An 11,689-nucleotide genomic window follows, 5' to 3' on the forward strand; every position below is an offset into this window, starting at 1 on the left:
TTTCCAAGGAGTTATGAATATGAGCGCCACTCTGCGTAGCGTTGACGGTCAGGACGAGGCAGCCATTCTGCGTGAAATCCAGAGTGCACTGCGTGATCTGCGTTTTGGTGCCGTCGAAATCACCGTGCACAACGCTCAGGTTGTGCAGATCGAGCGCAAAGAGAAATTCCGCCTGCAGAACTCCGGTAACAAACCCAGCTGATTTTCCCCGCTTTTGCTAACCCGACTGGTCAACCGGAGGGTGTCATGTTGACTCCTGTTCACCTTCCCCAAGCAACGTGCGGTATCGCTCGCGGTATCGACGCGCCAAGTACAAACCAAGAACGCCAATACTCAGTTTTTCCAGGAGCTTGATCTTATGTCCATTCGTCGTTTTGCCCTGGCCGCTCTCGCGAGCGCCGTATTCGCAGGTTCCGCCGTTGCCAAGGATTATGAGCTGCTCAACGTGTCCTACGACCCGACCCGTGAGCTGTATCAGGAATACAACGCTGAATTCATCAAGCACTGGACCTCGACCCACGCCGGTGACAAAGTCGAGATCAAGCAGTCCCACGGTGGCTCCGGCAAACAGGGCCGTGCGGTGATCGACGGTCTGCGTGCAGACGTGGTGACCCTGGCACTGGCCGGTGACATCGACGAAATCGCCAAACTGGGCAAGACCCTGCCAGAGAACTGGCAGACCAAGCTGCCTGATGCCAGCACGCCATACACCTCGACCATCGTGTTCCTGGTGCGCAAGGGCAACCCCAAGGGCATCAAGGACTGGGGGGACCTGGTCAAGGGTGATGTTTCGGTGATTACCCCGAACCCGAAAACCAGCGGCGGCGCACGCTGGAACTTCCTCGCGGCGTGGGCCTACGGCCTGAAGCAGGGCGGCGAAGAGAAGGCCAAGCAATACGTCACTGAGCTATTCAAGCGCGTGCCAGTACTGGACACCGGTGCCCGTGGCTCGACCATCACCTTCGTCAACAACGGTCAGGGTGACGTGCTGCTGGCCTGGGAAAACGAAGCCTTCCTGGCTCTGAAAGAAGACGGCGGTGCCGACAAGTTCGAAATCGTCGTGCCTTCGCTGTCGATCCTTGCTGAGCCACCGGTGGCTGTGGTCGACAAAAACGCCGAAAGAAAGGGCAACACCGAGATTGCCACTGAATATCTCAAACACTTGTACAGCCCGGCAGGTCAGGAAATTGCGGCAAAGAATTTCTACCGCCCGCGTAATGCCGAAGTCGCTGCGAAATTCGAGAAGCAATTCCCTAAACTTGAACTGGTAACCATCGACAAAGACTTTGGCGGCTGGAAAACTGCGCAGCCGAAATTCTTCAACGATGGCGGTGTGTTCGACCAGATCTATCAGGCGCATTGAGTCGCCACAAGGACACCGCCTCAGGGCGGTGTTCATGGTTTGGTCAAGGGGCCCGGGCTAATGCCCGGGTTTGCTGTCAGTAAAACCAGGGATTCTTATGTCGCGTCGTATATCTCCCGTCATACCCGGCTTCGGGCTGACGCTGGGCTACACCTTGGTGTACCTCAGTCTGATTGTTCTAATACCGCTGGCGGCGATGTTCATTCATGCTGCGCAGCTGACCTGGGATCAGTTCTGGACCATCATCACCGCACCACGGGTGATCGCGGCCCTGAAACTGAGTTTCGGTACGGCGTTCTACGCCGCCGTCATCAATGGTGTGATCGGCACCCTATTGGCCTGGGTGCTGGTGCGTTACACCTTCCCGGGGCGCAAGATCATCGATGCGATGATCGACTTGCCGTTCGCCCTGCCCACGGCTGTCGCCGGTATCGCGCTGACCGCACTTTATGCACCCAATGGCTGGGTCGGGCAGTTCGCCACTGACCTGGGATTCAAGATCGCCTATACGCCGCTGGGTATTACCCTGGCGTTGACCTTCGTGACCCTGCCGTTCGTGGTGCGTACCGTACAGCCGGTGCTGGCCGACATCCCGCGTGAAGTCGAAGAAGCCGCCGCCTGTCTGGGTGCCCGCCCTTGGCAAGTGGCACGCCATGTACTGCTGCCGGCGTTACTGCCGGCCTGGCTGACCGGTTTCGCCCTGGCGTTTGCCCGTGGTGTGGGCGAGTACGGTTCGGTGATCTTCATCGCCGGCAACATGCCAATGAAGACCGAGATCCTGCCCTTGCTGATCATGGTCAAGCTCGACCAGTACGACTACACCGGCGCCACCGCCATCGGCGTGATGATGCTGGTGGTTTCCTTCATCCTGCTGCTGCTGATCAACCTGCTGCAGCGGCGTATCGAAACCCCGAACTGAGGAGCGAACCATCATGTCTCATTCGTCGGTTTCCGCCGCCAGTGCAGCCAACGATGCCCGTCGTGGCAGCCCGGTGGCCCGCCGCATCCTGATCGGCCTCGGCTGGCTGGTCTTTCTGTTGTTTCTGGCTCTGCCGCTGGTCATCGTGGTATCCCAAGGCCTCAAGCATGGCCTGGGGACGTTCTTTGCGGCGATCTTCGAGCCTGATGCCCTGTCGGCGCTCAAGCTTACGCTGATCGCGGTACTGATCTCGGTGCCACTGAACCTGGTGTTCGGGGTGGCGGCGGCCTGGTGCGTCAGCAAGTACTCGTTCCGCGGCAAAAGTATCCTGGTCACCCTGATCGACCTGCCGTTCTCGGTGTCGCCGGTCATCGCCGGTCTGGTCTATGTGCTGATGTTCGGCGCTCAGGGCTTTTTCGGCCCCTGGCTGCAGGATCACGATATCCAGATCGTGTTTGCCCTGCCGGGTATCGTGCTGGCGACCATCTTCGTCACCGTGCCTTTCGTCGCCCGTGAACTGATCCCGCTGATGCAGGAGCAGGGCACTCAAGAGGAGGAGGCTGCGCGCCTGCTGGGTGCCAACGGCTGGCAGATGTTCTGGCATGTGACCCTGCCGAACATCAAGTGGGGGCTGATCTATGGCGTGGTGCTGTGTAGCGCGCGGGCCATGGGCGAGTTCGGTGCGGTGTCGGTGGTGTCCGGACACATCCGTGGCGTGACCAACACCTTGCCGCTGCACGTCGAGATCCTCTACAACGAATACAACCACGTCGCGGCCTTCGCGGTTGCGAGTCTGTTGCTGGTCCTGGCGCTGTTCATCCTGCTGCTCAAGCAGTGGAGCGAATCACGCATTAACCGTCTGCGCCAAAGCGCGGCGGAGGAATAAGTCATGTCGATCGAAGTCCGTAACGTCAGCAAGAACTTCAATGCCTTCAAGGCGCTGGATAGCATCAATCTGGACATCAACAGCGGCGAACTGGTGGCCTTGCTCGGCCCTTCCGGCTGCGGCAAGACCACTTTGCTGCGGATCATCGCCGGTCTGGAAACCCCGGATCAGGGCAGTATCGTGTTCCATGGCGAGGACGTGTCCAGCCATGATGTTCGTGATCGCAACGTCGGTTTTGTTTTTCAGCACTATGCGCTGTTTCGCCATATGACAGTGTTCGATAACGTCGCTTTCGGCTTGCGCATGAAGCCGCGTAACGAACGGCCCAACGAAACCCAGATCAAGGCCAAGGTTCACGAACTGCTGAACATGGTGCAACTGGACTGGCTGGCCGACCGCTACCCGGAGCAACTCTCCGGTGGTCAGCGTCAGCGAATCGCCCTGGCCCGCGCTCTGGCAGTGGAGCCCAAGGTACTGCTGCTCGACGAACCGTTCGGTGCCCTGGATGCCAAGGTGCGCAAGGAACTGCGTCGCTGGCTGGCCCGCTTGCACGAAGACATCAACCTGACTTCGGTGTTCGTGACCCACGACCAGGAAGAAGCCATGGAAGTGGCTGACCGGATCGTGGTGATGAACAAGGGCGTGATCGAACAGATCGGCTCGCCCGGTGAAGTCTACGAGTTCCCGGCCAACGACTTCGTCTATCACTTCCTGGGCGATTCAAACCGCATGAGCGTGGGTGACAGCGAACACCTGCTGTTCCGTCCCCATGAAGTGTCGTTGTCGCGCCAGGAGCTGGAAGACCACCATGCGGCCGAAGTCCGGGATATCCGCCCATTGGGCGCCACGACCCGGGTAACCCTGAAGGTGGAAGGGCAGAGCGACCTGATCGAAGCCGAAGTGGTCAAGGACCACGACAGCCTGGTGGGCCTGGCGCGTGGCGAAGTGCTGTTCTTCAAGCCCAAGGTCTGGCAGAAAGTGCCTTCGATCTGACGGCCCTGCCGAGGCTGTTCGTGAGCGAGCAGAGCGGGGGAGTACAATGCATATCTACTACAGATGGCTTGGCTTCACTGGTTGTTTCGCGAGCTCTGCCCGTTCACGTTAGGCGGCTCGGTAGGCAAATACGTGGAACAGTCCGCCCTTGAAGTGGAACTGTGCCACGCTTGCCATGCCCATCTTGCGATGGGCGCTCAGGGAGGCCGGGTTGTCATCGCGGATGAACAACACGCCCTGCCGACCTGGCTCCAGTTCTAGCAATCGTTGGAACAGGCGTTGTGCCAACCCTTGGCCGCGCTCGCTTGCGCTGACGCAGACCGGGCCGTAGATATAGGTGTCCGGTTCGATGGCTCCAAAGGCTTCAATGGTCTTTTCCAGCACTGGAACCGGGTATCGGCGATTGATGGCCTGCGAAGTGGTCAGCAGGAAACCGACCACCTGCTCACCACGGCAGGCCACGATCTGCGTTGTGTCGCTCAGCATTTCTGCAAGGCGCTCAGCCGGCAACTCGGCCGACAACTTACCGCCTTGGGACTGCTGATTGGCTTTTTGCAGGCTGAGGATTCCAGGGATGTCGGCCGGTAGGGCTTTGCGGATGATCGGTGGCAGGTGCATGCAAGTACCTCTTCACTGAGCTGGCAGACAGCCCATGCTGCTGCGCCAAGGCACCATTGTACGTCGGGTCAAGCACGTCCCACCGAAAACGAAAAAGGAGACCCGAGGGTCTCCTTTTTTATTGCGCCAGGCGGCTTAGAACAGGACGCGGCAACGAATGGTGCCTTTGATCTGTTGCAGTTTTTCCTGGGCAAGGTCCGAATATTCGGCGTCGACGTCGATGACCACGTAGCCGACCTTTTCGTTGGTCTGCAGGAACTGGCCGGAGATGTTGATGCCGTTTTCGGCGAAGACCTTGTTGATCTCGCTCAGCACGCCAGGCACGTTTTCGTGGATGTGCAGCAGGCGGTGCTTGCCAGGGTGGGCCGGCAGGGCGACTTCAGGGAAGTTGACCGACGATACCGACGTACCGTTATCGCTGTACTTGACCAGCTTCTCGGCGACTTCCAGGCCGATGTTGGCCTGGGCTTCGGCAGTCGAGCCACCGATGTGCGGGGTCAGGATCACGTTGTCCAGGCCGCGCAGCGGGCTTTCGAAAATGTCGTCGTTCGAGCGTGGCTCGACCGGGAACACGTCGATGGCCGCGCCGATCAGGTGCTGGTCTTTGATCGCAGCAGCCAGGGCTTCCAGCTCAACCACAGTACCGCGCGCGGCGTTGATCAGGATCGCGCCTTTTTTCATGGCGCGAATTTCTTTCTCGCCGATCATCCACTGGGTGGAGGGCAGCTCGGGAACGTGCAGGGAAACGATGTCTGCCAGGCCCAGCAATTCGTTCAGGCTGGTGACCTGGGTGGCGTTGCCCAGTGGCAGTTTGGTCAGCGGGTCGAAGAAAAACACCTGCATGCCCAGGCTTTCTGCCAGAACCGACAACTGGGTGCCGATCGAGCCGTAGCCGATGATGCCCAGTTTCTTGCCACGGATTTCGAACGAGTTCGCCGCGCTCTTGATCCAGCCGCCACGGTGGCAGGAGGCGTTCTTTTCCGGGATGCCGCGCAGCAGCAGAATGGCCTCGGCCAGCACCAGCTCGGCCACCGAACGGGTGTTGGAGTACGGAGCGTTGAACACGGCGATACCGCGCTCGCGGGCCGCGTCCAGGTCAACCTGGTTGGTACCGATGCAGAAGCAGCCGACAGCGACCAGTTTCTTCGCGTGATCGAAGATTTCTTCGGTCAGTTGGGTGCGCGAGCGAATACCGATGAAGTGGGCATCGGCGATCTTTTCCTTGAGCTCGGCATCGGGCAGTGACTTGGTGTGATACTCGATACTGGTATAACCAGCGGCCTTGAGCACATCGACAGCCGATTGATGGACACCTTCGAGAAGAAGGAACTTGATCTTGCTCTTGTCGAGGGAAACCTTGCTCATCTGCGTTAACCTGTATCCCGAAAAATAAATGGCACTTGAAAAAGCTTCAGCCATGCATGCAAACCGCTGTCAGAGCCTTGGCAGGCGCGTCGCATACTGGCAAGTTGGCGTCGTATGCTAGCATAACCAGCCCCTGAAACCTCATGCTTGCGCATGAATGGTTCTCAGGTTGCCCATGAATTCACCAAGAGTTGAGTCATGACCCAGACGGCCCTGATCCCTGAACTCGCGGCCTTGGTCGCGCCTGCCAAAGTCCTTACCGATACCGCCTCCCTGAACACCTACGGCAAGGACTGGACCAAGCAGTTCGTGCCGGCACCGTTGGCCATTGTCCTGCCCAAGAGCATCGAGCAGGTCCAGGCCATCGTGGGCTGGGCCAACCGGCATCGTATCGGCCTGGTGCCGTCGGGCGGGCGCACCGGGCTTTCAGCGGCGGCGGTGGCGGCCAATGGCGAGGTGGTGGTGTCCTTCGATGCCATGAATCAGGTGCTGGAGGTCAACAGCACGGATCGCACCGTGGTTTGCCAGCCGGGGGTGATCACCCGCCAGTTGCAGGATCTGGCCACCGAGCACGGCCTGTATTATCCAGTGGACTTCGCTTCGTCAGGCTCCAGCCAGATCGGCGGCAACATCGGCACCAATGCCGGTGGCATCAAAGTCATTCGCTATGGCATGACCCGCAACTGGGTGGCGGGCCTGAAGGTCGTTACCGGCAAGGGCGAACTGCTGGAACTGAACAAGGACCTGCTCAAGAACGCCACCGGCTACGACCTGCGTCATCTGTTCATCGGCGCCGAAGGTACGCTGGGCTTTGTGGTCGAAGCCACCATGCGTCTGGAGCGTGCGCCGAAGAACCTCACCGCCATGGTGCTTGGCGCAGCGGATTTCGACTCGATCATGCCGGTGCTGCATGCCTTTCACGGCAAGCTGGACCTCACCGCGTTCGAGTTCTTTTCCCACGCCTCGATGAGCAAAGTGTTGGCCCGTGGCGATGTACCTGCGCCGTTTGCCACTCAGTGCCCGTTCTACGCCCTGCTGGAGTTCGAAGCCACCACCGAAGACTTGGCCAATGAGGCCCTGGCAACCTTCGAGCATTGTGTCGAGCAAGGCTGGGTCCTGGACGGGGTCATGAGCCAGAGCGAACAGCAACTGCGTAATCTGTGGAAGCTACGCGAGTACATCTCCGAAACCATCTCGCATTTCACTCCGTACAAGAACGACATCTCGGTCACGGTCTCGAAAGTCCCGGCTTTCCTGGCCCAGATCGATGCCATCGTCGCCGAACACTACCCCGACTTTGAAGTGCTGTGGTACGGCCACATTGGCGACGGCAATCTGCACCTGAATATCCTCAAGCCCGAGCAGATGGACAATCAGCTGTTTTTCGACACCTGCGCCAAGGTCAATACCTGGGTGTTCGAAACCGTGCAGAAGTACAACGGCTCGATTTCTGCCGAGCACGGCGTGGGGATGACCAAACGCGACTATCTGGCGTACAGTCGTTCGCCTGCCGAAATCGAATACATGAAAGCTGTAAAGGCGGTGTTTGACCCCAACGGCATCATGAACCCCGGAAAAATTTTCGCCCTGTAACCGCGTCCCCAGGAGACCCCATGAGCTACCAGCACAAATACGTCGATGGAACGAATATCCACTTTCCGTTGGGCAAAGTGGTCTGCATCGGCCGCAACTACGCCGAGCACGCCAAGGAGCTGGGCAACCCGGTCCCCACCGAGCCCCTGATTTTCATGAAGCCTGGCAGCAGTGTGGTACCGCTGGAAGACAGTTTCAGCATCCCGGCTGACCGTGGCAGCGTCCATTACGAGGCTGAGATCGTCGTGCTGCTGGGCAAGCCGCTGAGCAAGAACCCATCGACCGAAGAAGTGCTCGACGCCATCAGCGGCTTCGCCCCCGGCCTGGACCTGACCCTGCGTGACGTGCAGTCGCGGCTGCGCGAGAAAGGCCTGCCGTGGGAGCTGGCCAAATGCTTCGATGGCGCAGCAGTGATCGCGCCGTTCGTGCCTGCCGAGACCTTCCCGGACCTCACGGACATCGGCATTCGCCTGACCCTCAACGGCAAGGTTGTACAGGACGGCAACAGCAGCCTGATGCTCAACCCGATCGTGCCGATGATCCAGCACATGGCGGCCAACTTCTCGCTGCAGGCCGGTGACATCATCATGACCGGCACCCCGGCGGGTGTGGGTCCATTCCAGGCCGGCGACCAGATTGTACTGGAGCTGGACGGCCAGGCTCGTTACGAAAGCACCGTGCGCTAAATCGGCTGCTACATAAAATGAACCCGCCTTCGGGCGGTTTTTTGTGTCACGACAACGCTGCGCGGTTATTGTTCGCGTTTTTTTCACAACTGATCTGGATAATCCTTTCGACCCCAAGGGGCACCTCTAAAAACGTAGGCGAGGCAGTCAGCGCAAGGCAGAAACAGGCGGGGCGGCGGTGTTTACGAGTTGTAAATGAGCATGCCGAGCCTGTTTTTAACGCAGCGGTGGCGCGCTTAGCGCCGCAGGCGTCCAGCCAGCAGGCAGTTTTTAGAGGTGTCCAAGGATCGGGGTGCCGAGTCACGCGTTACCCCGTCCCGATCAGGAGCCCTCAATGGCCATTCCGTCGTCTTCGTTGTCTAGAGTACCTGCTGCCTCGCCGCGTCGTTTCTGGTCGCGGTGGTATAGCGGCGTGCTGCTGGCATTGGCCATTGCCTACGGTGTTGCCTACGCCATGCATTGGGATGACCGCGCCGTGCTGCTGGTGCAGGAAGCGCTGCAGAGCAAGGACGAGCGCAATGCCAGCGTCTGGTTGCCGGACTACAAGGTCGCCATCGATGCCAAGGTGCTGCCAGGCATGGCTGATGATGAGGCCAGCGACCTGACCTACAACCCGGTCACGCGAACGTTGTTCGCGGTGATGGGCAAGAATCCGTTTCTGGTCGAACTGAGCCTCAAGGGCGACGTGCTGCGCAAAATCCCCATGGAAGGCTGGAGCAACCCGGAAGGGCTGACAGTCCTGGGCAATGGTCTGGTGGCGATTACCGACGAGCGCCAACAGTTGCTGAGCATCATCAAGGTCGATGCGGATACCACGCGCCTGCGTCTGGTCGATGCGGTCAAATATGACCTTGGCCATACCGAGAAGAAGAACAAGGGCTTCGAGGGCGTGATCTGGGACGCGAAGCGCCAGCAACTGCTGCTCGGCCAAGAGCGCCCGGCGGCAATGTTCAGCTGGAAAAGCGATGGCAGTGCGCTGCTGGCCGGTGAAAAACAGCGTCTTGAGCAGTACGACCTCGACGTGCGCAACCTCTCGGCACTGAGCGTCGACCCACGCACCGGTCACGTTCTGGTGCTGTCTGCCGACTCGCACCTGCTGCTGGAGCTGGACGAGCAGGGTCGGCAGGTCAGCTTCATGAGCCTGCTGGGTGGCGTGAACGGTCTGAAAGACACCATTCCTCGTGCCGAAGGCGTCGCGATCGACGAACAGGGCACGGTGTATATGGTCAGTGAGCCGAACCTGTTCTATTCCTTCAGCAACAAGTAACTTTCCTCTCGAGGTCTGTATGGCAATCTGCTGTCATTAAGGATGGCTTCAGATTGCCGTGTTCTAATGCCCTCCCTCCTGTTCAAGAGTCATCGCAATGCGTCGTTTCATCCGTCTGCAACTGTTGATTGTCGTTGTATTGCTGTTGGCTGCCCTGGCATTTCTGGCCAATCGTGAGTTTCGTCTGGTCGAGCGTGCGACCTTCAACTGGAATCTGTTCTGGCAATCGGAATCGACCGCTGCCATTGGCCTGAGCGAGTATCGGGTGGTGATTGAAGGCAAGGTCATCGAGGGCCTGGAAGATGATGTCTCGGCACTGAGCTACGATCCTGACCGTAAGACCCTGTTTACCGTGACCAACCAGAACAGCGAGCTGGTCGAGTTGAGCCTCGATGGCCGGATTGTTCGGCGCATTCATCTGGATGGGTTTGGTGATGCCGAAGCAGTCGAATATATCCGTCCGGGGGTCTATGTCATCAGTGACGAGCGCCGCCAGCGGCTGATCCAGGTGCAGGTCAATGACGACACCCGCAGCCTTGACGCGACTCAGGCCGAAACCCTGACCCTGGACTTCAATGCCGGTAATAACAAAGGCTTTGAGGGGCTGGCTTACGACACCAAGGGCCAGCGCCTGTTTGTCGCCAAAGAGCGCGACCCGGTGCAGATCATCGAAGTACGCGGCTTTCCCAAGCTGCAGCCCGACACGCCGACGTCCCTGGAAGTGATCTCCAACCGCCAGCGCGATGCCGGAATCTTCGTCCGTGATCTGTCCAGCCTGCAGTTCGATGAGCGCAGCGGCCACCTGCTGGCGCTGTCAGATGAGTCGCGACAGATCCTGGAACTGGACATCGAAGGCCGCCCGGTGGGCAGCAGCTCGCTGAAAAAAGGCCAGATGGGCCTGAGCAAGACCGTGCCACAGGCTGAGGGCATCGCCATGGATGATGCGGGCACGCTGTACCTGGTCAGTGAGCCGAATCTGTTTTATGTGTTTCGTAAACCTTAAACGAGCGCGTTGTGCGGCCTATGAAACTGCCAAAACGCGTTGAGGCTCGCAGGCGCTTTAACCCCTGCGAGCATCCTGTCAGCGGCTCAGGCTTTTGACACCTTCGGCAGTCCCGAGCAGCAACAGGTCGGCCGGGCGGGCGGCGAACAGGCCGTTGGTGACCACGCCGACAATGGCGTTGATCTGGCTTTCGAGTTCTACCGGGTTGGTGATGCTCAGGTTATGCACGTCGAGGATGATGTTGCCGTTGTCGGTCAGCACGCCTTCACGGTACACCGGGTCGCCGCCCAGCTTGACCAGTTCACGGGCCACGTGGCTGCGGGCCATGGGGATGACTTCGACTGGCAGTGGGAACGCGCCCAGCACAGGGACCAGCTTGCTGCCATCGGCAATACAGATGAAGGTCTTGGCCACGGCGGCAACGATCTTCTCGCGGGTCAGGGCGGCGCCGCCACCTTTGATCAGGTTCAGGTGCTCGTCGCTTTCATCGGCGCCGTCGATGTAAAACTCAAGGTCGCTGACGGTATTGAGTTCATAGACCGGAATGCCGTGGCCTTTCAAGCGTGCGGCGGTGGCCTCGGAGCTGGCGACAGCGCCGTCGAAGGCGACTTTGTGTTTGGCCAAGGCATCGATAAAGCAGTTGGCGGTGGAGCCGGTGCCGACACCGATGATGCTCTTCTTGTCGATTTTGGGAAGGATGAAATCGACGGCGGCCTGGGCGACGGCCTGTTTGAGTTGATCCTGGGTCATGCGGGCTCCACGGTGCCGAATTTGGAAAAAGTGTCAAAAGGGCTGCCATTATAACGATGGCCGCATGGTAAAGCCCTGTCATTCGTATGGTCGTGCGTCGGGAGCAGGGGTTAAACTCCACGACCTTGCCACTTTGGTCTGTGATGTCGCCGCGATGCTTGAACACTACGTCAAGAAGATCCTCACCTCCCGCGTCTACGACGTGGCCATCGAAACCCCGCTGCAGGGGGCTCGCCAGCTGTCTGA

General features: G+C 59.3%; 13 protein-coding genes. 10 read left to right on the forward strand and 3 right to left on the reverse strand.

Annotated features, from left to right (window positions below; translation table 11 throughout):
• Positions 1–19 precede the first annotated feature (19 nt).
• The 5 genes from oscA (at position 20) to NRB16_RS26500 (ending at position 4,161) form a co-directional block, all read left to right on the forward strand.
• Positions 20–202 carry a sulfur starvation response protein OscA gene (gene oscA, locus NRB16_RS26480; RefSeq protein ID WP_045485807.1) on the forward strand — a complete coding sequence of 61 codons (183 nt, stop codon included), beginning with the start codon at positions 20–22 and terminating at the stop codon, positions 200–202.
• 156 nt (positions 203–358) lie between these two features.
• Complete coding sequence (locus tag NRB16_RS26485; protein ID WP_253142741.1) at positions 359–1,363, forward strand: sulfate ABC transporter substrate-binding protein; 1,005 nt, start codon at positions 359–361, stop codon at positions 1,361–1,363.
• A 97-nt stretch (positions 1,364–1,460) separates the two neighbouring features.
• On the forward strand, positions 1,461–2,282 hold the full coding sequence (gene cysT, locus NRB16_RS26490) for a sulfate ABC transporter permease subunit CysT (protein WP_045485814.1): 822 nt from the start codon (positions 1,461–1,463) through the stop codon (positions 2,280–2,282).
• Positions 2,283–2,295: 13 nt separating this feature from the next.
• Positions 2,296–3,168, forward strand: coding sequence for a sulfate ABC transporter permease subunit CysW (gene cysW, locus NRB16_RS26495; protein ID WP_045485817.1), 873 nt, complete (start codon positions 2,296–2,298; stop codon positions 3,166–3,168).
• Positions 3,169–3,171: 3 nt separating this feature from the next.
• On the forward strand, positions 3,172–4,161 hold the full coding sequence (locus NRB16_RS26500; protein ID WP_045485820.1) for a sulfate/molybdate ABC transporter ATP-binding protein: 990 nt from the start codon (positions 3,172–3,174) through the stop codon (positions 4,159–4,161).
• 108 nt (positions 4,162–4,269) lie between these two features.
• Here the strand turns inward: NRB16_RS26500 and NRB16_RS26505 are convergent, their stop codons facing one another.
• Positions 4,270–4,779, reverse strand: a complete 510-nt coding sequence (locus NRB16_RS26505) for a GNAT family N-acetyltransferase (RefSeq protein WP_052483378.1) — start codon at positions 4,777–4,779, stop codon at positions 4,270–4,272.
• Between the two features lie 135 nt (positions 4,780–4,914).
• On the reverse strand, positions 4,915–6,144 hold the full coding sequence (gene serA / locus NRB16_RS26510; RefSeq protein WP_045485823.1) for a phosphoglycerate dehydrogenase: 1,230 nt from the start codon (positions 6,142–6,144) through the stop codon (positions 4,915–4,917).
• Between the two features lie 198 nt (positions 6,145–6,342).
• Here serA and NRB16_RS26515 point away from each other — a divergent pair, with 198 nt between their 5' ends.
• The 4 genes from NRB16_RS26515 (at position 6,343) to NRB16_RS26530 (ending at position 10,693) form a co-directional block, all read left to right on the forward strand.
• Positions 6,343–7,737, forward strand: coding sequence for an FAD-binding oxidoreductase (locus tag NRB16_RS26515; RefSeq protein ID WP_257107325.1), 1,395 nt, complete (start codon positions 6,343–6,345; stop codon positions 7,735–7,737).
• 20 nt (positions 7,738–7,757) lie between these two features.
• Positions 7,758–8,423, forward strand: coding sequence for a fumarylacetoacetate hydrolase family protein (locus tag NRB16_RS26520; RefSeq protein WP_045485830.1), 666 nt, complete (start codon positions 7,758–7,760; stop codon positions 8,421–8,423).
• A gap of 334 nt (positions 8,424–8,757) precedes the next feature.
• Complete coding sequence (locus NRB16_RS26525) at positions 8,758–9,690, forward strand: SdiA-regulated domain-containing protein (protein ID WP_257107326.1); 933 nt, start codon at positions 8,758–8,760, stop codon at positions 9,688–9,690.
• A 97-nt stretch (positions 9,691–9,787) separates the two neighbouring features.
• Positions 9,788–10,693 (forward strand): SdiA-regulated domain-containing protein, encoded by a 906-nt coding sequence (locus NRB16_RS26530; protein ID WP_045485835.1) that lies wholly within the window; start codon positions 9,788–9,790, stop codon positions 10,691–10,693.
• 78 nt (positions 10,694–10,771) lie between these two features.
• Here NRB16_RS26530 and rpiA read toward each other — a convergent pair whose 3' ends face one another.
• Complete coding sequence (gene rpiA / locus NRB16_RS26535; RefSeq protein WP_045485837.1) at positions 10,772–11,443, reverse strand: ribose-5-phosphate isomerase RpiA; 672 nt, start codon at positions 11,441–11,443, stop codon at positions 10,772–10,774.
• Between the two features lie 154 nt (positions 11,444–11,597).
• Between rpiA and NRB16_RS26540 the strand changes: the two genes are divergently transcribed.
• A partial coding sequence (locus NRB16_RS26540) for a hypothetical protein (protein ID WP_257107327.1) occupies positions 11,598–11,689 on the forward strand: 92 nt, incomplete at its 3' end.

Source organism: Pseudomonas sp. LJDD11, assembly GCF_024584215.1.
Classification (GTDB): domain Bacteria; phylum Pseudomonadota; class Gammaproteobacteria; order Pseudomonadales; family Pseudomonadaceae; genus Aquipseudomonas.

Excerpts from the sequence above, each read along its gene's own strand:
- NRB16_RS26520 (WP_045485830.1), top strand. The coding sequence starts at position 7,758 with ATGAGCTACCAGCACAAATACGTCGATGGAACGAATATCCACTTTCCG.
- oscA (WP_045485807.1), top strand. The coding sequence starts at position 20 with ATGAGCGCCACTCTGCGTAGCGTTGACGGTCAGGACGAGGCAGCCATT.
- cysW (WP_045485817.1), top strand. The coding sequence starts at position 2,296 with ATGTCTCATTCGTCGGTTTCCGCCGCCAGTGCAGCCAACGATGCCCGT.
- serA (WP_045485823.1), bottom strand. The coding sequence starts at position 6,144 with ATGAGCAAGGTTTCCCTCGACAAGAGCAAGATCAAGTTCCTTCTTCTC.
- NRB16_RS26500 (WP_045485820.1), top strand. The coding sequence starts at position 3,172 with ATGTCGATCGAAGTCCGTAACGTCAGCAAGAACTTCAATGCCTTCAAG.
- NRB16_RS26505 (WP_052483378.1), bottom strand. The coding sequence starts at position 4,779 with ATGCACCTGCCACCGATCATCCGCAAAGCCCTACCGGCCGACATCCCT.
- NRB16_RS26515 (WP_257107325.1), top strand. The coding sequence starts at position 6,343 with ATGACCCAGACGGCCCTGATCCCTGAACTCGCGGCCTTGGTCGCGCCT.
- rpiA (WP_045485837.1), bottom strand. The coding sequence starts at position 11,443 with ATGACCCAGGATCAACTCAAACAGGCCGTCGCCCAGGCCGCCGTCGAT.
- NRB16_RS26530 (WP_045485835.1), top strand. The coding sequence starts at position 9,788 with ATGCGTCGTTTCATCCGTCTGCAACTGTTGATTGTCGTTGTATTGCTG.
- cysT (WP_045485814.1), top strand. The coding sequence starts at position 1,461 with ATGTCGCGTCGTATATCTCCCGTCATACCCGGCTTCGGGCTGACGCTG.
- NRB16_RS26525 (WP_257107326.1), top strand. The coding sequence starts at position 8,758 with ATGGCCATTCCGTCGTCTTCGTTGTCTAGAGTACCTGCTGCCTCGCCG.
- NRB16_RS26485 (WP_253142741.1), top strand. The coding sequence starts at position 359 with ATGTCCATTCGTCGTTTTGCCCTGGCCGCTCTCGCGAGCGCCGTATTC.